The organism is Mesorhizobium sp. CA16 (assembly GCF_020165175.1).
GTDB lineage: Bacteria > Pseudomonadota > Alphaproteobacteria > Rhizobiales > Rhizobiaceae > Mesorhizobium.
The window spans coordinates 214,602-234,458 of record NZ_JAIUHP010000002.1; the positions used below are offsets into that span (position 1 = coordinate 214,602).

The following is a 19,857-nucleotide window of genomic DNA, read 5'->3' on the forward strand; positions in this document are numbered from 1 at the left end:
GTCGCCGCACAAGGCAATGTTTCATGCGATCACGGATTTATTACGGGGAGCCCAGGGTGACCGCGAGATTGACTGCCGCCGCGACGATCACCGTGTTGAAGAAAAAGGTCAGGATCGAATGAACAAGCACGACCAGCCGCATTTGCGAGGTGGTGACGGCCGTGTCCGCCGTCTGCGCCGTCATGCCGATGACCGTCGCGAAATAGAGGAAATCCCAGCCTTCCGGCCTTTTGCCGCCCGGAAAATCGAGGCCGCCGACCGGCATCTTCTTGTGGGTTTTCTCGTCGATCCCGTCGCCATCCTTCCAATAGACGTGCGCGTAGTGCAGCGACGCCATAGCGTGGATTGTGAACCAGCCGAGCGGGATCGACAATATGGCGAAGGCGAGCTGCAGCGGATGCGCGGCATCCTTGCGGTTGATCAGCAGGAACAGCGAGACGATGGCCGCGCCGACGACAAAGAGGGTGACGGCAAAGATCAGCAGCACGGGCAGGTCGGTCGCGCGCGCATTCTTGCGGAGATAGCGGCCGGTAAGGCTCGGCATCAGGGTCAGCACCAGGGCGATATAGCTTGCAAAGAACACATTGGCGCCGATCGAGTAGGGGAGCGGCCAGCGCAGCAACAAGGCAAGCAGCAGTGCCACGATACCGATGGCCGCGGCGAGGGCGAACTGCATGTGCCGATGCATCGGCGTCTTGAGATCGTCACCCATGGCCCGAGGCCCTTGAAGACGTTGGATCAGTCCGGTGTGACGGATTTGAGCGCGCGCCGCAAGATGCGGTCGAGCTCGCCCAGAAACTGCGAACGGTCCTTCGGTGTGAAGGAGGCATTGAAGCCCCGGCTTTCGCCGGTCTCGCGCAGATGCTGCTTGAGATCGCGCATCGCCACCGCCATGCCGATGGTTTCCGGGGTGAAGGGGCGGCCGGTAGGGCCGAGCACATGCGCGCCGAGCGCCACCGTGCGCGCGGCAAGCGGGATGTCGGCCGTTATCACGACATCGTTTGCCCTGGCGTTCTCGGCGATCCAGTCGTCGGCCGCATCCGCGCCTTTGGAGACGACGACGTTGCGGATCATCGGATCGCGCGACGGCCGCAGGCCGCCATTGGAGACATAGGTGACGACGACGCGGTGGCGCTCCGCGACCTTCTCGACCTCGGCTTTCACCGGGCAGGCATCGGCATCGACATAGATGATGGGCTCGGGCATCGTTACTTCCAAACGAATATGGGGCCGGCGTGTCAGCCAGCCCCATGGCAGAAATCGCGAGATTTGTCAGGCCGCCAAGGCTCCCGACTTCTTGGCTGTCCAAGTGGCGATATAGTCCATCAGGCCGGGGCTGAGGCAGTCATAGGGCTCGAGTCCGATCGACTTCAGCTGGCCGCGGATGCCGTCCATGCGGCTCGGATCGACGCCGGATTCGATGATCGACGACACGAAAGCGGCGAAGCCCGGCGGCGACCAGCCATCCTCCTCGAAACGTTCGGGATGGATGAAGGACAGGCCCTTGAAGGGATGGTCACGCTCGACCGGGCCGTACATGTGGACGCCGCAGCTTGTGCAGGCATGGCGCTGGATCAGCGCCGAGGGGTCGACCACCTTGAGCTTGTCGCCGTTTTCGGTGACGGTGACGTCGCCGGTGCCGGCAACGGCCACCACCGAGAAGATGGCGCCTTCCGGCTTCCAGCACTTGGTGCAGCCGCAGGCATGATTGTGGGCGATCTGGCCCTTGACCTTCACCTTCACCGGATTGCTGGTGCATAGGCAAACCAGCGTGCCGCCGGAGAAGGATGCGCTTTCCCTCGGCAAGCCATTGTCGATCTTCGGATGCAGTTTTTCAGGCATTGAGTTCCTCCCTTGTTGAACCTGTGCAACTTCAGTCGCTGGCCATAGGTCGGCGGCTTGTTCCCTCAGTAAACCACGACGCTGCGAATCGACTTGCCCTCATGCATCAGGTCGAAGCCCTTGTTGATGTCCTCGAGCTTCAGCGTGTGCGTGATCATCGGATCGATCTGGATTTTTTTCTCCATGTACCAGTCGACGATCCTCGGCACATCGGTGCGGCCGCGCGCGCCGCCGAAGGCGGTACCCATCCAGGTGCGGCCGGTGACCAGCTGGAAGGGACGCGTCGAAATCTCCTGGCCGGCGCCGGCAACGCCGATGATGACCGACTTGCCCCAGCCGCGATGCGAGGCTTCCAGCGCCTGGCGCATCACCTTGGTGTTGCCGGTGCAGTCGAAGGTGTAGTCGGCGCCGCCGATCTGGTCGGCACCGCGCTTGGTCATGTTGACCAGGTAAGGCACGATGTCGCCGTCGATCTCCTTCGGATTGACGAAATGCGTCATGCCGAATTTCTCGCCCCAAGCCTTCTTGTCGTTGTTGACATCGACGCCGATGATCATGTCGGCGCCGGCAAGGCGAAGGCCCTGGATGACATTCAAGCCAATGCCGCCGAGGCCGAAGACCACGGCGGTTGCGCCCTGCTCGACCTTGGCGGTGTTGATGACCGCGCCGATGCCGGTGGTGACCCCGCAGCCGATGTAGCAGATCTTGTCGAAGGGAGCGTCGGGATTGACCTTGGCCACCGCGATCTCGGGCAGCACGGTGAAGTTGGAGAAGGTCGAGCAGCCCATGTAATGAAACAGCTTGTCCTTGCCCATCGAGAAGCGCGAGGTGCCGTCGGGCATCAGGCCCTGTCCCTGCGTAGCGCGGATGGCGGTGCACAGGTTTGTCTTCCGCGACAGACACGACGGGCACTGCCGGCATTCGGGCGTGTAGAGCGGGATGACATGGTCGCCCTTCTTGACCGAGGTCACGCCCTTGCCGACATCGACGACCACGCCGGCGCCCTCATGACCGAGGATGGCCGGAAACAGCCCTTCCGGATCGGCGCCCGACAGCGTGAACTCGTCGGTATGGCAGATGCCGGTCGCCTTGACCTCGACCAGCACTTCGCCTTCGCGCGGCCCCTCGAGGTCGACCTCCATGATCTCCAGCGGCTTTCCGGCGGCGACGGCGACTGCGGCACGCGTTTTCATCAGGCGTTTCCTCCCAAGGCAATCAGTAAGTTTCAGGTTACGGCAGGCCGCCGTTCCCGCCTGGCGGGACGAAATCTCTGCCCGCCGTTTGTTTCTCCGAGCCCATCGACCACCTTATCGCTTTCCTTGCTGGCGGCCAACTTCCCTTGCGACGTTTTTCGCCGCGGCAGTCGCAATTCGAGCAAGTCGGATGCGCACCGGCCGGCCACTTGAGACATGGCGGGATTGTCCATAGAACTGGACCGCTTCGCCGGAGGACGACATCCGAATGTTCAAGAAAATCCTGATCGCCAATCGCGGCGAGATCGCCTGCCGCGTGATCAAGACGGCGCGCCAGATGGGGATTGCCACCGTCGCGGTCTATTCGGATGCCGACCGCGATGCCGTGCATGTCGAGATGGCCGACGAAGCGGTGCATATCGGACCCTCGCCGGCGGCACAGAGCTATCTGTTGCCTGAGAAGATCATCGCCGCCTGCAAGGAGACCGGCGCCGAAGCCGTGCATCCGGGCTATGGCTTCCTGTCGGAGCGCGCCTCTTTCTGCGAGGCGATGGAGAAGCAAGGGATCGTCTTCATCGGGCCGAAGTCCAAGGCTATCAAGGCCATGGGCGACAAGATCGAATCGAAGAAGTTCGCCAACGAGACCAAGGTCTCGACCGTGCCCGGATGGCTGGGCGTCATCGAAGACGCCGACCATGCCGAAAGGATCGCCGGCGAGATCGGCTATCCGGTCATGATCAAGGCCTCGGCCGGCGGCGGCGGCAAGGGCATGCGCATCGCCTGGAGCAAATCGGAGGTGCGCGACGGCTTCGAGCGGGCGCGTTCGGAAGCGAAAAGCTCCTTCGGCGACGACCGCGTCTTCATCGAGAAGTTCGTCGTAGATCCCCGCCATATCGAAATCCAGGTGCTGGCCGACGCGCATGGCACGGCACTTTATCTCGGCGAGCGCGAATGCTCGATCCAGCGCCGCAACCAGAAAGTGGTCGAAGAAGCGCCGTCGCCGTTCCTCGATGCCAAGACCAGAAAGGCGATGGGCGAGCAGGCGGTGGCGCTGGCCAAGGCAGTCGACTACCAGAGCGCCGGCACCGTCGAGTTCATCGTCGACAAGGACAAGAATTTCTATTTCCTTGAAATGAATACGCGATTGCAGGTCGAGCACCCGGTGACCGAGCTGGTCACCGGCATCGACCTGGTCGAACAGATGATCCGCGTTGCCGCCGGCGAGAAGCTCGGCATCAAGCAGAGCGACGTGAAGCTCAACGGCTGGGCGGTGGAAAGCCGCCTTTACGCCGAGGATCCCTTCCGCAACTTCCTGCCGTCGATCGGTCGGCTGACGCGCTATCGGCCGCCCGAGGAGGGTACGTTCGGCGGCACCGTCATCCGCAACGACACCGGCGTTACGGAAGGCTCGGAAATCTCGATGTTCTATGACCCGATGGTGGCCAAGCTCTGCACCTGGGCGCCGACAAGGCTGGAAGCCATCGACGCCATGTCAGAGGCGTTGGACAGGTTCATCGTCGACGGCATCGAGCATAACATCCCGTTCCTTTCGGCGCTGATGCAGCATCCGCGCTGGCGCGAGGGGCGGCTGTCGACAGGCTTCATCGCCGAGGAATATCCGGACGGTTTTTCGCCGGTCGCGCCGGATGGCGAGGAGAGGGCGGTATTCGCCGCCGTCGCAACGGCGATCGAGCTGCTGCGCCGCGACCGGCTCGACCGCCTCAGCGGCCGGCTGGCGCCGCATTCAGGACATCTCAAGCGCGATTGGGTGGTAAAGATCGGCGCTGACTATCTGCCGGTCGAGATCGTCGACGGCATGATTTCCATCCCGATGGAGGTCGATCTGTCGATCGATGGCGGCAAGCCGCTGACCGTCGCCTCGGACTGGCGGCCGGGCGACGCGATCTGGCAGGGCACGATCGGCGCCGACAAGGTCGCGGCGCAGATCCGTCCGACGCTGAACGGTTTGCGCATCGCCTGGAAAGGCATGTCGGTGACGGCGCGCGCCATGCTGCCGCGCATCGCGGAGCTCGAAAGGCTGATGCCGGAGAAGCTGCCGCCCGACACCTCGAAAATGCTGCTTTGCCCAATGCCTGGTCTCGTCGTCTCGATCGCCGTGGCCGAGGGCCAGGAGGTCAAGGCCGGCGAGACGCTGGCCGTGGTCGAGGCGATGAAGATGGAAAACGTGCTGCGCGCCGAACGCGACCTAACGATAGCCAAGCTCAACGCCAAGCCCGGCGACAGCCTGGCGGTCGATGCGGTGATCATGGAGTTTGCCTGAGAAAGGGCGGTGCGGGACGCAAGCCTGTGTCTTCGCGGTCATTTGTGCTGGACTGGCATGGCCCCGTCCGGGACAATACATCTGCACCGATGAGTCTTGGCACAGCGTGAAAAAACATGGCGGATGAACGACTTCCACGCGATCCTTTGCAGCGCGAGGCGGCAGTGAAGGCCGCGCGGCCCGAAACGCCGGCGCGTAGGTTCATCCATCTGCGCGTGCATTCGGCCTATTCGCTGCTCGAGGGCGCCTTGCAGCTTAGCGCGATCGTCGGCCATGCCGTCAAGGACGAGGCGCCGGCGATCGCCGTCACCGACACCAACAATCTGTTCGGCGCGCTGGAATTCGCGCAGAAGGCGGTCAAGGACGGCGTCCAGCCGATCATCGGCTGCCAGATCGATCTGGCCTTTTCCGGGGAAGCGAGCGACGGCCAGCGCGACCGCCGCCGCCATGGGCCGGAGATGTCGCCGGTCGTGCTGATCGCCGCCAGTGAGGACGGCTACAGCAATCTCGTGCGGCTGATCAGCAAGGTCTATCTGGAGACGCCGCCAGGCGAGCCGGTGCATCTGACCAGCGCTATGCTGGAAGATCGGTGCGACGGGCTGATCTGTCTGACCGGTGGGCCGCGCGGTCCGATCGGCAGTGCGCTCAAAGCGGATCGGCGCGACCTCGCCGAACAGCGGTTGCTGTTCCTCAAAGGCCTGTTCGGCGACAGGCTTTATGTCGAGCTGGAGCGGGTCGCCGGCTACGACCGCATGGTCGAGAAATCGACCGTCGACCTTGCCTATACGCATGACCTGCCCCTGGTCGCCACCAACGAGGCCTTCTTCTCCAAACGCGAGGATTATGAGGCACATGACGCGCTGATTGCGATTGCCGAAGGCTCGGTGGTCGCCGCCGACAACCGCCGGCGGCTTTCGCCTGACAATTTCCTGCGCGGGCAGGCCGAGATGGCGCGCCTCTTTTCCGATTTGCCCGAAGCGATCGACAACACGGTCGAGATCGCAATGCGCTGCTCCTACTATCCGAAGACCCGCAGCCCGATCCTGCCGCGCTTCACCGGCGCCGATGCCGTCGACAAGGACGCGGCCGAGAAGGCGGAGGCGGCCGAGCTTGCCCGGCAGGCGCGCGAAGGTCTGGAGGCGCGGCTGGCCGCGCACGGGCCGACGCCCGGCTACACGGTCGAGCAATATCGCGAGCGGCTCGAATTCGAGCTCGGCATCATCGAGAAGATGAAGTTCCCGGGTTACTTCCTGATCGTTGCCGACTTCATCAAATGGGCGAAGGCGCAAGGCATTCCCGTCGGGCCGGGGCGCGGTTCGGGCGCCGGCTCGCTGGTCGCCTATTCGACCACCATCACCGACATCGACCCGCTGCGTTTCTCGCTGCTGTTCGAGCGCTTCCTCAATCCGGACCGGGTGTCGATGCCGGACTTCGACATCGACTTCTGCCAGGACCGGCGCGAGGAAGTCATCCGCTACGTCCAGCAGAAATACGGCCGCGACCAGGTCGGGCAGATCATCACCTTCGGAACGCTGCAGGCGCGCGCGGTGCTGCGCGATGTCGGCCGCGTGCTGCAGATGCCTTACGGCCAGGTTGACAAGCTCTCCAAGATGGTGCCGCAGAACCCGGCCAACCCGGTCAAGCTGGCGGATGCCATCGCCAACGAGCCGCGCTTTGCCGAGGAGGCGGAGAAGGAGCCGATCGTGCAGACGCTGCTCGACACGGCGCAGAAGCTCGAAGGCCTCTACCGGCATGCTTCGACGCATGCCGCCGGCATTGTCATCGGCGACCGTCCGCTGTCCGAGCTGGTGCCGATGTACCGCGATCCGCGCTCGGACATGCCGGTCACCCAGTTCAACATGAAATATGTCGAGCAGGCGGGGCTGGTGAAGTTCGACTTCCTCGGCCTAAAGACGCTGACGGTGCTGGAAACGGCAGTGAAGCTGATACGGCGGCGCGGCGTCGACATCGATCTCGCCAAGATACCGCTCGACGACCCCGACACCTACGCGATGCTGTCGCGCGGCGAGGTGGTCGGCGTGTTCCAGGTTGAAAGTGCCGGCATGCGCAAGGCGCTGATCGGCATGCGGCCGGACTGCATCGAGGACATCATCGCGCTGGTGGCGCTCTATCGCCCCGGCCCGATGGAGAATATCCCGACCTACAATGCCAGAAAGCATGGCGAGGAGGAGATGGCCTCAATCCATCCCAAGATCGACCATCTGGTGAAGGAGACCCAAGGCGTCATCGTCTACCAGGAACAGGTGATGCAGATCGCGCAGGAGCTTTCCGGCTATTCGCTCGGCGAAGCCGACCTTCTGCGCCGCGCCATGGGCAAGAAGATCCGCGCCGAGATGGACAAGCAGCGAGAGCGCTTCGTCACGGGCGCGGTCGAGCGCGGCGTCTCAAAGCCGCAGGCCGATTTCATCTTCGACCTCCTGGCCAAGTTCGCCGACTACGGCTTCAACAAGTCGCACGCCGCGGCCTATGCGGTCGTTTCCTACCAGACCGCCTATCTCAAGGCGCATTACCCGGTCGAGTTCCTTGCGGCGTCGATGACGCTCGACATGAGCAATACCGACAAGCTGGCCGATTTCCGCCAGGACGCCATGCGCCTCGGCATCGAGGTGGTGCCGCCGTCGGTGATGTCGAGCTTCCGTCCCTTCGAGGTCGGCGAGAACAAGATCTTCTATTCGCTGGCGGCGTTGAAAGGCGTCGGCGACGCGGCGGTCGAGCACATCGTCGAGAAGCGCGGCGAGAAGCCGTTCAAGAACCTTGCCGATTTCTGCGAGCGGGTCGATCCCAAGATCGTCGGCAAGCGCGTCTTCGAAAGCCTGATCATGGCGGGCGCGCTGGATTGCTTCGGCCACGACCGCGCGCAGATGATGGCCGGCGTCGAGCGGATGATGGGCCTTGCCTCGCTGGCGCAACAAAACGCCATCTCCGGCCAGGCCGACATTTTCGGCGCTTCGCTTGGGAGCCAGTCGCAGGCTCTCAACCTGCCGGCGACCGATCCGTGGCTTGCTGCCGACAAGCTGCACCGTGAATTCCAGATCGTCGGCTTCTATCTTTCAGCGCATCCGCTCGATGAGTACAAGTCCGCGCTGCAGAAGATGCGGGTGCAGAACTGGGCGGAATTCTCGGCTGCGGTCAAACGCGGCGCCGCCGCCGGGCGCCTCGCCGGCACGGTCACCTCCAAGCAGGAGCGCAAGACCCGTACGGGTAACAAGATGGGCGTCGTGCAGTTTTCCGACACGACGGGACAGTATGAGGCCGTACTGTTTTCCGAAGGCCTGGCGCAGTATCGCGACATGCTGGAGCCCGGCAGTTCGGTGGTGATTATGGTTGCGGCCGAAGACAGGCCTGAGGGTGTGAACCTGCGCATCAACTCGGTGCAATCACTGGACGATGAAGCCAGCCGCATCCAGAAAGCGCTGCGCATCTTTGTCAGGGATGATGGACCATCGTCGATCATTCAATCGCAGCTCAAACAGCGTGGCGACAGTCAAGTCAGCATCATCGTTCTCAAGGGAGAGGCACAGGGCGAGATTGAGATCGGCCTGGGTAATTATCGCGTCTCGCCGCAGATCGCCTCCGCCATGCGCGCGGTGCAGGGCGTGGTGGACGTGGAGCTGGTCTAGGTTGTGTTGATATTCAGGTGATGCCAGCCTGCAAATGCTGGTTTTCTGCGCTTCCGGTGCTCACGGACCCGAATGTCCGCTCCGCTCCGGTTCTCGAAAGCCACCATTTTCGGCTTGGCCTGACCTGAATCTCAACACACCCGAGCTCAGGGCGTTGCCGCCTCCGCCTCTGCCACCCGCGGCGTCTTCTTCTGCAGGTTGAGCAAATTGCCGGCGAGAATCAGAGCCGCGCCACCCGCGGTGAAGACGTCGATCTGCTCATGGTAGAGCAGCCAGCCGACCAGCGCCGTCAGAGGCACGCGCAGGAAGTCCATCGGCGAGATGATCGTGGCATCGGCATGGACCAGCGCACGGGCCAGGCAGAAATGCGACGACATGCCGGTGAAGGCGATGACGAAGATCCATGGCCAGAGCCCTGGCGAAGGGTTGTGCCAGCTGTAGAGAGCCGGGATCAGGCCAACCGCCGACTGGATGATCAGCATCCAGAAGATGATGCGCACCACGCTTTCGGTTTTGGTCATCGACTTGACCAGCACCATCGAGATGCCGAAGCAGACCGCGGCGCCCAAGACGACGAGGTGGCCCGGATCCATCGACCCGGCGCTGGGGCGCACGATGACGACCACGCCGATCAGGCCAAGCACGATCGCCGTGAGCTTCGACCGGGACAGTCTTTCCCCCAGAAAGCTGACCGCCAGGATCGCCGTCCAGATCGGCGTGGTGAACTCGATCGAGATCAGCACGGCGAGCGGAATGAGCGTCAGCGCGTAGAGCCAGGCGGCCTGGCCGGTATAGTGGATCATGTTGCGGGCGACATGGGCGAACGGGCGCTCACTGCGCATAGCGGCAAAACCGCCGCTCATCATCACCAGCGGCAAAAGGATGAAGAAACCGATCACCGAGCGTAGCTCCAGCACCTGGAAGACGTTGAGCTCGGCCGTCGTCTCGCGGCCGGCAACCGACATCGCCAGCATCGAGGCGATTGACAGAGCCATCCAGAACGCGGCTTTTGGGATCGAGGGAGCGGACGCCATTTGGGGCCCTATGTCGCAAGCCCGGACCCGGGCCGCAACCGTTAGTGGCGTCATTCCACTGGGCCAGCGGAGCGGGCGTCAAAAAACCGTCATCGCGGCGGCGGAACCTGGCGCCTGGGCATCCGTTAAGTCCACGCCTTCCGTCGGAGGGCGCATGATCGCGAGAGGGAAACGTCTTGATGAAATCGACCGCCGCTTTGCTGGCCGCCGCCTGTTTTTTCTGCGCGACGGGCGCGCATGCCGACGAGGCGGCTTTCCTGCGATCGCTGCAGGGGAAGTTCTCCGGTAAGGGGATGGTCAGGATCAGAACGAACACGCCGGTGATGAACATCAACTGCAACTTCACTTCGGACGCGACGGCGGACTCGCTCTCGCTTGACGGCACCTGTCGTGCGTTGTTGATCATGTCGCGGGAAATCCGCGCCGACCTGAAGGTCGACGGGGCGAGCTACACCGGCACTTACATAGGTTCGCGCAGCGGACCTGCCGGGCTCAGCGGAAGCCGCAAGGGCGACGCAATCAACCTCGACATCCACTGGGCGAAAGTCGTCAATGGCGACCGCAATGCGGAGCTGACCGTAGAAAAGATCGGGCCGGACAATATGCGCATGACGGTGACCGACATGGATCCGGCAACCGGCAAGATGGTGGTGACGAGCCGGATCGACCTCAAGCGGACCTGACCCTTCAATCTTCCAGCGGCTCGGGCGGATTGGCGGCGCGGCCCTTGCCGAATGTATAGCCGGTCTCGACGGCTTTCCTGCCGAACTTATCGCGCAGCGTGTCCATCGCGCCTTCGGCAAGCGCGCGCTTGCGCGACTGCACGTCGACCAGATCCGGCGGATCGGCCTTTTGGTCGTCGGAGAGGTCGCTGACGCCGATGCCGAGCAGGCGGAATTTTGTGCCGTCGGCCTCGCGGCGCAGCAGGTCGAGCCCGGTCTGGAAAATGCGGTCGGCCAGGCGCGTCGGGTCGCCGAGCTGGCGGTTACGGGTGCGGGTCTTGAAATCCTGCGTCTTCAGCTTCAGCACCACGGTGCGGCCGGCGATGCCGGATCTCTTCAGCCGCGCCGAGACCTTTTCCGACAGCCCGCGCAGCACCGGCACTAGCTCCGCCAGGGCTCCGATGTCGTTGTCGAAGGTGGTTTCGGCCGAGACGCTCTTGGCATCGCCGTCCGGATCGACCGGGCGGTCGTCCTCGCCTCGCGACAGGCGGTAGAGCCGGTCGCCCATCACGCCATAGCGGCGCATCAGGTCGCCGCGCTCCATGCGCTGCAGCTGCCCGATCATGCGGATGCCGTCGCGCTCCAGCGTCGCGGCCAGCGCCTTGCCGACACCCCAGATCATCGTCACCGGCTGCGCGGCGAGGAAGCTTGGCGCCTCGGCTTCGCCGATCACGGAAAAGCCGCGCGGCTTGCGGAAGTCCGAGGCAATTTTCGCCAGGAACTTGCAGTAGGAGAGGCCGGCCGAAACGGTGATGCCGAGCTCCTTTTCCACCGTCTGCGCGAAGCGCGCCAGCACCAGCGCCGGCGGCATGCCGTGCAGCCGCTCGGTACCGGCGAGGTCGAGAAAGGCCTCGTCGATCGACAGCGGCTCGACCTGCGGCGTCAGCGCCTGCATCAACGCGCGCACCTGGCGGCCGACACCGACATATTTTTCCATGTCGGGCGGGATCACCACCGCTTCGGGGCAGAGTTCGAGCGCCTTGAACATCGGCATGGCCGAGCGGACGCCCTGAATGCGGGCGATATAGCAGGCGGTGGAAACGACGCCGCGCCGGCCGCCGCCGATGATGACAGGCCTGTCCTTCAGCGCGGGATTGTCACGCTTCTCGACCGCCGCGTAGAAGGCGTCGCAATCGATATGGGCGATCCGCAGCCGGTAGAGCTCGGCGTGACGGACAAGGCGCGGGCTGCCGCAGCGATCGCAGCGACGCGTCTCGCCGCGCTGGAGCGCCAGGCAGTCACGGCAAAAACCGTGTTCGGGATTGTTGACAGGAGCCGCCATCGCTGCGAACATAAAGAGAACAAATGCAATGGTACGACAGCGCAAGGCTGGCAACAAGCTTGGCCTGGGGAGAACGCATGAGCACGACCATCGCACCGCTGACTCCTGAACGCTGGCCCGATTTCGAGGACCTGTTCGGGAAGCAGGGCGCCTGCTACGGCTGCTGGTGCACGCATTTCCGGTTGTCGCCGGCGGAGCGCCGCGCCAGCGACAAGGAGCGCAACAAGGATCTCATCAAGGCGCGAATCGAAACGGGCCCGCCGCCGGGACTCTTGGCACTCGAGGAGGGCAAGGCCGTCGGCTGGATGCAGGTCGGCCCGCGCGCCGACATCCCCGAGTGGAACAATCAGGGCAGGGGCTCGGCCCCGGTCGATCCCGCCGATGCCGGCGACCCGGCCGTCTGGGCGATCTCCTGCTTCTTCATCCGCGCCAGGGCGAGGGGGCGGGGCATCACGCATCGCCTCGTCGAGGGCGGCATCGCTTTCGCCCGCGAGAATAAAGCCAGGCTGCTGGAAGCCTGCCCGATCGACCTGTCGCGCGATTCGCGCTCGATCGGGCTTTTCGTAGGCTCGTCGCGGGTGTTCGAGAAGGCCGGCTTCGAGAGGCTGGTGGAGCGCAAGCCCGGCCGGCCGCTGATGCGCCTTGTGCTTTAGGTACTGATGCGCCTTGTGCTTTGGGCGCTGATGCGCCTGGCGCTTTAGCCGAATGAGCTTTTGGCCTACAGTCGGCGTCTTGCGGCTGTTACGCTTCTTGCCTACCAGAAGCATGAATATTTCGTCTTCCGAAATCACGGAGAACTGACGTGAAGCGTATTTTGCCATTTGCCTTTGCCCTCGCGCTCAGCGCGCCGGCTTTTGCCCAGACCGTCGACAATCAAGGCGCCAAAGATCTTTCCGACAATCTGGCGCGCTATTTCGGCAAGCAGGCCTTCGACAAGGGCGTGCTCAAGGTTTCGGTCGAGGGCGACGCCTATAAGATTGCGCTTGACGTCAAGGCGCTCGTCAATGCGTTGCCGGAACAGAAGCTCCTGAAATTCGACATGGCGCCATACGCGCTGATGGTGAAGCCGCGCAGCGACGGATCCTGGGACGTCTCGTCGAATTTCTCGCAAGGCGCATCCTTCGAGTTCGAAGGACCGGAAGGCCGTCAGAGCATGGAGTTCACGATCAAGGACGGCAAGCTGACCAGCATCTACGATCCGGCCCTCGCCGCCTTCACCAGCGCGACCAGCTCATTGGCCGGAATGACTATGACGTCGCGGCAAGCCAAGCAGCAGGCAGATGTCTCGACTGGCGCCGGCACCGCCACCGTTACCGCGACCAAATCCGCCAATGGCGGCGTCGACTTCACGGCCACGCAGAAAGTCTCGGACTTCGTCGAGATGATCAAGGTGAACGATCCCGACAGCGGGATGAATTTTCCGCTCACCTTGAAGACGCCGGAACTTTCGGTGGACGCAAACGGCAAGGGCGTGCGGACGAAGCCGCTGCTCGACCTGCTTGCCTTTGCCGTGGCCAATGAGGATGAAGCCAAGCTCAAGGCCAACCAGGCTGAGCTCAAATCGTTGATGCTGGCCGCGCTGCCCATCTGGGAAAGGATCGACGGCAATTACGGCTTCAAGAATTTCGAGGTCGACAGCCCTGTCGGCAAGTTCGGCGCCACGCAATTCAGCACCGCATTCGGCATGGACGGCATCTCCCAGAACGGCAAGGTCGATTACGCGATCAAGGCTGCCGGTCTGACGATCCCGCATCAGACCCTGCCGGAATGGACCGCCCCATTGCTGCCCACCGACATCGACCTGCATTTCGGCGGCGCCAATATCGATCTCGATACGATGGCGAAAAAGGCGATCGAAGCCTTTGATCTCAATAAGAATCCGCCGCTGTCGGACGAATTCGGCAAAGCTTTGGTCGCCGATTTCAAGGCCAAGAATCCGAAGGTCGTGATCGGGCACAGCACAGTGAAGAACGGCGCCATCGAAGTTGCGCTGGAAGGCGAGATGACCTTTCCCGGCGAGAAACCCGATGCGAGCGTGACCGTCGATGTCGCCGGCTATGACAAGATCGTCGATGCCTTGAAGGAAGCCGCCAAAAGCGATGAGCAGATGGCGCAGGCCTTCCCCTTTGCCCTAGCCGTCAAAGGCTTTGGCAAGACGCTGCCGGATGGCCGGCTGGAGTGGACGATCAACACCAAGGCCGATGGATCGGTCACGGTCAACGGCGCGATGCTGAAGGGACCGGACGCCGCCCAGGACGACAGCGCGGGTCAGGATGACAATTCAGGCGATGACGGCGCGGACGGAACGGATGATTCCACCGGCGGAGACGATTCGGACGGCGGCGACAATGGTGGGGCCGGAGCGAAGCTGAAGCCCTGAGCGCTTGGGTTAAAGCCCGAGCGCGGCCGCGATCTTTGGCGCCGCATCGCGCCAGTCGTCGACCGAGATAATGTCTTCCGGCGTCGGCGGCAGGAAGGCGCGCAGCGAGTTGTCAGCCATCAAATGGAAGAGATGGGCATCCGCCACGGAGTTGCGCGCCGAAACCAGGTTGGAAGGCTGGTCGTCGACGAACGCGACGGGCCGACTTTTAAGGCCGCGCAGTTTGGCAATGGCCGGTCCCTTGGCCATCTCCGTCGTCAGCAGCGGGTAGTTGAGCCCCAGCGCATCGAGATGCGCGCGGCGCACGGCGCGGTGCTTGTGCGGCATGGCGGTCAGCATGACGATCTCGGCGCTTCGGCCGAGCATCGCGAGCGCATCCGCCGCGCCGTCAGTGATGCTTTGCCAATCCGCCTGGGCGTCGAAGAAATCGCCGAGCAGCGCCGTCACTTCCGGCTGCTCTATCAGCCGCCCGCTCACCGTCTCGGCGATGTTGCCGGTGAGGCGGAAGGAAGCCAGCGTCAGCCCGAAGCCGCGCGTTTTCAGGAAATGCGGGAAGGGCCGGACGAATTCGAGCACGACATCGTCGACATCGAGCACCAGCAGCGGCCGATCGTCGGCGGCAAGCTCTTCGATCTGCCGCGCCGTCTCGGAATCGTCGCTCATGTCGAGCGCTCGTGATCGTCGTCGCCGAGCGGAAGGGCGCGCAGCGCCTTGCCGACGGCGGCAGGCGGCGTGCCGGTCTCCTCGGCGAAGCGCAGCAGCGTCGGTTCGTGCGCCAGGATGAATTGCAGAACGCCGGCAAGGAAGCCTGGCTCAGCTGCGGCCCTGCGAATCGAGTTCGCCTCGATGCCGGTGATCGCCAGGAAGCGGGGCAGAAGCTCCGGGTCGGCGGCGACGAAGGCCAGGGCCTTGACGGCAATGGTTTCCGCTTCCTCGCGCATTGACGCTGCGTTCGCCATCGTTACCTTTGCAATGGTGGATTTTTTCGAGTCTCCTTCCGGAGTAACGGCAAGCGTCGCTTGCGGCAAGCCTCCGCTCTTTCCCATGCAACGTCCGAAGGTGGAATTGGTGCAGCTTTCCAACCTCCGGTTTCCGTTTCGTCAATCATATTGGGCTAGAGTGGAAACGGGTTGGGTGCGGTCCGAAGGGGACGCATTGCGACGGCCTTCGGCTTCGAGGGCGGTCGGGACGGGAAACTGATGGCTAAGAAGGTGATGATCGTCGAGGACAATGAGCTCAACATGAAGCTCTTTCGGGACCTCATCGAAGCCAGCGGTTACGAAACGGTTCGCACGCGCAATGGCCTGGAGGCGCTCGATCTCGCGCGCCAGCACCGGCCGGACCTCATCCTGATGGACATCCAGCTGCCGGAAGTGTCCGGCCTGGAAGTGACCAAATGGCTGAAGGAAGACGACGAATTGCATTCGATCCCCGTTATCGCCGTCACCGCCTTCGCCATGAAGGGCGATGAGGAGCGCATCCGCCAGGGCGGCTGCGAGGCCTATATTTCCAAGCCGATCTCGGTGCCGCGCTTCATCGAGACGATCAAATCCTATCTGGGCGACGCCTGATGCCCGAGACCAGCAGAACCGGAGTTTTGAGATGACCGCGCGGATCCTCGTCGTCGACGATATCCCCGCCAATGTGCGGCTGCTGGAGGTTCGGCTGCTTGCCGAGTATTTCGAGGTGCTGACGGCCAATAACGGCCCGGATGCGATCGAGACCTGCGAGAACGGCAAGGTCGACGTCGTGCTGCTCGATGTGATGATGCCGGACATGGATGGGTTCGAGGTCTGCAAGCGCCTGAAGAGCGATCCGGCGACCTCGCATATCCCTGTCGTCATGATCACCGCGCTCGACCAGGTGTCGGACCGGGTACGCGGCCTCGAGGCGGGCGCTGACGATTTCCTGACCAAGCCCGTCAACGACCTGCAGTTGATGACACGCGTCAAGAGCCTGGTCAGGCTGAAGTCGCTGACCGACGAGCTCAGGCTGCGCGCCTCGACCACGCGCAATATCGGCATCGAGGAACTTCTGAGCCGCGATTTCGCGACCGAAGACGCAAAGCCGCGGGTGCTGCTCATCGACGAGCGCAAAACTTCCGTCGAACGCATCCAGAAGATGCTGCGCAACACCGCCGAGCTCGATGTCGCGACCGACCCGAATGCGGGGTTCTTCCAGGCGGCCGAGACGGCGTATGAATGCGTGCTGATCTCGACTGCCTTCTCCGACTTCGATGCGCTGAGACTCTGCTCGCAGCTGCGTTCGCTCGACCGCACCCGCTTCCTGCCGATCATGCTGCTCGCAGACGAGGGCGAGGAGGGCCGCATCCTGCGTGGTCTGGAACTTGGCATCAATGACTACCTGATCCGGCCGATCGACCAGCATGAGCTGACGGCGCGCCTGCGCACACAGGTGCGGCGCAAGCGCTACAACGATCAGTTGCGCGCCAGCGTCGCCCAGACGATCGAGATGGCGGTCATCGACGGGCTGACCGGGCTGCACAACCGCCGCTACCTCGACAGCCATCTGCAGACACTGTTCGATCGCGCCGTGGCGCGGCGGCGGCCCTTGTCGGTGATGATCACCGATCTCGATCGCTTCAAGTCGATCAACGATACCCATGGCCATGACGGCGGTGACGACGTTCTGCGCGAGTTCGCCCGGCGGCTGCGCAAGAATGTGCGCGGCATCGATCTCGCCTGCCGCTTCGGCGGCGAGGAGTTCGTCGTGGTTATGCCGGACACCGACGGCGCGGTCGCCGAGAAGGTGGCCGAACGCATTCGCGCCGAGATCGCACAGGCAGCTTTTGCCATCGGTGCCGACGGCAAGGCGATCGAGGTCACGGTCAGCGTCGGCGTGTCGTCTCTCCTGAAAGGGACCGACAGCGTCGCCGCGCTGATGAAGCGCGCCGACCTGGCGCTCTATGAGGCCAAAAGCGGCGGCCGCAACAGGGTGGTCGCCAAGGCTGCCTAAAACGCGTCTCGATCTTTCAGACCCCGCACGCGCCTGTCTTTATCCTGAAACCGGTTTCCACTTTCGGGAGACATGCTCGGCATAAAGGCCACGATTCTCCAGCGCTGCAACAGGGTTACGAATTTACCTTAACCCAAGCGATTCGTGAGCGGTGGTTAAGAAATGGTTGATTTTTATGAGGTCTTGCGCAAATCTGCGACGCATAGACAGAAGACGAGGCCGGCGCGAGGGTAGAGTAGCCGGCTCGATCCAAAAATACCCCATGATGCTCAGGTCCGCCGCATCTCCTGGGTCCGTGGGGTCGGCCGGCCGGCGCTGGCACATAGTGGCCTCCTCGTACCGCTGCCAACCGCCGACCGGCCCCCTTTTTGTCGTCCGGTCCTTCCTAAAACAAAAACGCCGCCCAGAGGGCGGCGTTTCGATTTCTCGGGATAACCAGATTACTTGATCTTGGTTTCCTTGAACTCGACGTGCTTCTTGGCGACCGGATCGTACTTGCGGAACGAGAGCTTGTCCGTCTTGGTACGGCTGTTCTTGCTGGTGACGTAGAAGAACCCGGTGTCGGCGGTCGACAGAAGCTTGATCTTGATGTTTGCGGCTTTGGCCATGATTTTCGTCCGTTAATGTTCGTGGAGTTTTGGCCGCTGAAGCACGGGGAAAACACCCGGACGCGGGAAACTTGGCGCGACACATAAAGAACGCGCCCGGAAAGTCAAGCCCGAGCGCCTTCTTCGCCTCATTTCGGCATGGCCCGTGTCCACGTCTCAAGCGTTATGCTCGACCAATTGCCCCGCCTTTTTCCAGTCGCCCGTGGTGTTCCACCAGCGGTTGGGATTGGCACGGTCGTCAAGACCCTTGGAACGGCTGGCGAGCAGCGGCTGGATGCGGATGACGGGCTCCTGATAGGGATGGGCCTGGAATATCGCCTCGACGACACGGGCGGCGAGCGCCTGGTCGTCGGCGATCTCGAACGACACTTCGACGGTGCCGAGTCGCCGGCGCAGTTCGGTCTCAGCGCCGGCCGCGGCGCCTTCGAGCGGCCGGTAGCGCTCGATGCCTTGCGCCGACTGATAGGCGTTGGCGTCATACTTGCCCATGCGCAGCGGCGTGATCGCCACCACGGCCTCCATGATGCGCTCGACATCGGCGGCCGGCGCCTGGAATGTGACGAGCAGAAGCAGTTCCATCCTGAGGGATTTGGTTTCAAAGCCGCTGTCGACCATCGCAATTCTCCTACCTCGCGCTGGAGACAGGTATAGCAGGGGTGCTGCTGACACGGTGATGTCAGGATGCCCGACGCTTCAGCGGCATTGCCTAGAGAATCTTGCGCACCAGCCTGACCAAGATCAAAGCCATATAGGCGGCGAAGAAGAAGGCCAGCGACCAGCCGAAGCCGGATGGGCCGAAGGCATCCATGCCGATGCCGATCGCCTGCGGACCCAGCACCATGCCGACGCCATAGCAAAGCACGAAGGCAGCATTGGCGGATGCCAGCTCATGGCCGGACAGCTGCGAGCCGAGATGGGCAAGGCCGATCGTGTACATGGCGGCGACGACGCCGCCCCAGACGAACAGGAGGGCCGCCATCAGATGCCAGTTCTGTGCGAAGAACGGCATGAAGACCGTGCCGATGAGCCCGACCGTGGCGCAGGCCAGCAGCAGGTAGCGGCGGTCGGAAACGCGGTCGCTGATCATGCCGATCGGGATCTGCAGAAGCACATTGCCGAGCCCGATCATTGTCAGAAGCAGCGCGGCGTCGGCTTCCGAATAGCCGATACGGCTGCCATAGACGGGGAAGAGCGAGAAACCGCCGGTCTCGACGGCGCCGAAAACAAGCACGGCGAAGGTCGCGGTCGGCACCAGCCAGATATAGCGCAGGAAGTGGCTGGTTTCGCTGTCGGCGACGATGCTCGGGCTCTCGTTGCGGGCCGCAAGCACCGGAATGGCGGCAAGCGTCACCAGCGCTATGGTGACGCCGAATGGCAGGAAGCCCGAACTGCCGAGATGGGCGAACAGCCAGGGTCCGGCGGCAAAGCCGAGTGACAAAACGGTGGCGTAGATGCCAAGCACAAGGCCGCGGCGGCTGGGCGGGGCGGAGGTGCTGATCCAGAATTCCGACAGGATGAACAGCACCGTCAGCGAGATGTGCAGGGCGACACGGAGCGGGAACCACATCCAGAAGTCCGGCGCGAAATGGAAGCCGACAAAGGCGAGCGCACCGATGGCAATCATCAACAGCATGGTCCAGGCGACGCCGAGCCGCATGGCCAGCGGGGTGGCCAGCGGTGCGCCGGCGATCGAGGCGAGACCGGCGACGGCGGTATTCAGGCCGATCATCGAAGCGGAGTGGCCGCGGCTTTCCAGAATGACGCTGAGCAACGGCATGCCGAGGCCGATGGCGATGCCGACGACGCTGATCGAAGAGATCGCGGCGACCATCGGCAGCCAGTGTACGCGTTCGTCGCCCTGTTGTTGGGTATCGACCGTCATGAGATCAAAATGCTCT

General features: G+C 63.2%; 18 protein-coding genes. 7 read left to right on the forward strand and 11 right to left on the reverse strand.

Translation table 11 applies throughout. The annotated features are described in order from the left end of the window. Nucleotides 1-40: 40 nt before the first annotated feature. From LB525_RS04820 to LB525_RS04835, 4 genes are all read right to left on the reverse strand, one after another. Nucleotides 41-712 (reverse strand): DUF1345 domain-containing protein, encoded by a 672-nt coding sequence (locus LB525_RS04820; RefSeq protein WP_224543737.1) that lies wholly within the window; start codon nt 710-712, stop codon nt 41-43. A gap of 26 nt (nt 713-738) precedes the next feature. Continuing rightward, entirely contained in the window at nt 739-1,206 is a 468-nt protein-coding gene (locus LB525_RS04825) for a YaiI/YqxD family protein (RefSeq protein ID WP_224525393.1), read from the reverse strand. Nucleotides 1,207-1,272: 66 nt separating this feature from the next. Next, a complete protein-coding gene (gene gfa, locus LB525_RS04830) occupies nt 1,273-1,842 on the reverse strand; it encodes an S-(hydroxymethyl)glutathione synthase (RefSeq protein ID WP_224525394.1) in 570 nt (189 codons plus the stop codon). Between the two features lie 65 nt (nt 1,843-1,907). Then, nucleotides 1,908-3,035: an S-(hydroxymethyl)glutathione dehydrogenase/class III alcohol dehydrogenase gene (locus LB525_RS04835; RefSeq protein ID WP_224525396.1), complete on the reverse strand. Its 1,128-nt coding sequence runs from the start codon at nt 3,033-3,035 to the stop codon at nt 1,908-1,910. A gap of 268 nt (nt 3,036-3,303) precedes the next feature. Between LB525_RS04835 and LB525_RS04840 the strand changes: the two genes are divergently transcribed. Together LB525_RS04840 and dnaE are read left to right on the forward strand one after the other, a co-directional pair. Next, nucleotides 3,304-5,316, forward strand: coding sequence for an acetyl/propionyl/methylcrotonyl-CoA carboxylase subunit alpha (locus tag LB525_RS04840; protein WP_224543738.1), 2,013 nt, complete (start codon nt 3,304-3,306; stop codon nt 5,314-5,316). Between the two features lie 116 nt (nt 5,317-5,432). Beyond that, a complete protein-coding gene (dnaE, locus tag LB525_RS04845) occupies nt 5,433-8,957 on the forward strand; it encodes a DNA polymerase III subunit alpha (protein ID WP_224543740.1) in 3,525 nt (1,174 codons plus the stop codon). A gap of 146 nt (nt 8,958-9,103) precedes the next feature. Here dnaE and LB525_RS04850 read toward each other — a convergent pair whose 3' ends face one another. Further along, a complete protein-coding gene (locus LB525_RS04850) occupies nt 9,104-9,991 on the reverse strand; it encodes a DMT family transporter (RefSeq protein ID WP_224543741.1) in 888 nt (295 codons plus the stop codon). A 179-nt stretch (nt 9,992-10,170) separates the two neighbouring features. Here LB525_RS04850 and LB525_RS04855 point away from each other — a divergent pair, with 179 nt between their 5' ends. Further along, a complete protein-coding gene (locus tag LB525_RS04855) occupies nt 10,171-10,674 on the forward strand; it encodes a hypothetical protein (protein WP_224543743.1) in 504 nt (167 codons plus the stop codon). A 4-nt stretch (nt 10,675-10,678) separates the two neighbouring features. Here the strand turns inward: LB525_RS04855 and LB525_RS04860 are convergent, their stop codons facing one another. Beyond that, a complete protein-coding gene (locus LB525_RS04860) occupies nt 10,679-12,007 on the reverse strand; it encodes a DNA polymerase IV (RefSeq protein WP_224543744.1) in 1,329 nt (442 codons plus the stop codon). A gap of 65 nt (nt 12,008-12,072) precedes the next feature. Here LB525_RS04860 and LB525_RS04865 point away from each other — a divergent pair, with 65 nt between their 5' ends. Next, the gene (locus tag LB525_RS04865) at nt 12,073-12,648 is read left to right on the forward strand and encodes a GNAT family N-acetyltransferase (RefSeq protein ID WP_224543747.1); all 576 of its coding nucleotides are present in this window, start codon (nt 12,073-12,075) and stop codon (nt 12,646-12,648) included. A gap of 149 nt (nt 12,649-12,797) precedes the next feature. Beyond that, on the forward strand, nt 12,798-14,375 hold the full coding sequence (locus LB525_RS04870; RefSeq protein WP_224543748.1) for a hypothetical protein: 1,578 nt from the start codon (nt 12,798-12,800) through the stop codon (nt 14,373-14,375). Nucleotides 14,376-14,384: 9 nt separating this feature from the next. Here LB525_RS04870 and LB525_RS04875 read toward each other — a convergent pair whose 3' ends face one another. Next, entirely contained in the window at nt 14,385-15,038 is a 654-nt protein-coding gene (locus tag LB525_RS04875; RefSeq protein ID WP_224543750.1) for a hypothetical protein, read from the reverse strand. Further along, nucleotides 15,035-15,334 carry a DUF3572 domain-containing protein gene (locus tag LB525_RS04880; RefSeq protein ID WP_224543752.1) on the reverse strand — a complete coding sequence of 100 codons (300 nt, stop codon included), beginning with the start codon at nt 15,332-15,334 and terminating at the stop codon, nt 15,035-15,037. The genes LB525_RS04875 and LB525_RS04880 overlap by 4 nt, the downstream gene beginning before the upstream one ends. 240 nt (nt 15,335-15,574) lie before the next feature. Here LB525_RS04880 and LB525_RS04885 point away from each other — a divergent pair, with 240 nt between their 5' ends. Both LB525_RS04885 and LB525_RS04890 read left to right on the forward strand, forming a co-directional pair. Next, nucleotides 15,575-15,946 (forward strand): response regulator, encoded by a 372-nt coding sequence (locus tag LB525_RS04885; RefSeq protein WP_027166515.1) that lies wholly within the window; start codon nt 15,575-15,577, stop codon nt 15,944-15,946. 31 nt (nt 15,947-15,977) lie between these two features. Continuing rightward, on the forward strand, nt 15,978-17,351 hold the full coding sequence (locus tag LB525_RS04890) for a PleD family two-component system response regulator (protein WP_095765104.1): 1,374 nt from the start codon (nt 15,978-15,980) through the stop codon (nt 17,349-17,351). Nucleotides 17,352-17,791: 440 nt separating this feature from the next. Here LB525_RS04890 and rpmG read toward each other — a convergent pair whose 3' ends face one another. The 3 genes from rpmG to LB525_RS04905 form a co-directional block, all read right to left on the reverse strand. Continuing rightward, entirely contained in the window at nt 17,792-17,959 is a 168-nt protein-coding gene (rpmG, locus tag LB525_RS04895) for a 50S ribosomal protein L33 (RefSeq protein ID WP_006201775.1), read from the reverse strand. Nucleotides 17,960-18,115: 156 nt separating this feature from the next. After that, on the reverse strand, nt 18,116-18,574 hold the full coding sequence (locus tag LB525_RS04900) for a hypothetical protein (protein WP_224543754.1): 459 nt from the start codon (nt 18,572-18,574) through the stop codon (nt 18,116-18,118). Nucleotides 18,575-18,665: 91 nt separating this feature from the next. After that, nucleotides 18,666-19,841 carry an MFS transporter gene (locus tag LB525_RS04905; protein WP_224543755.1) on the reverse strand — a complete coding sequence of 392 codons (1,176 nt, stop codon included), beginning with the start codon at nt 19,839-19,841 and terminating at the stop codon, nt 18,666-18,668. Nucleotides 19,842-19,857 lie beyond the last annotated feature (16 nt).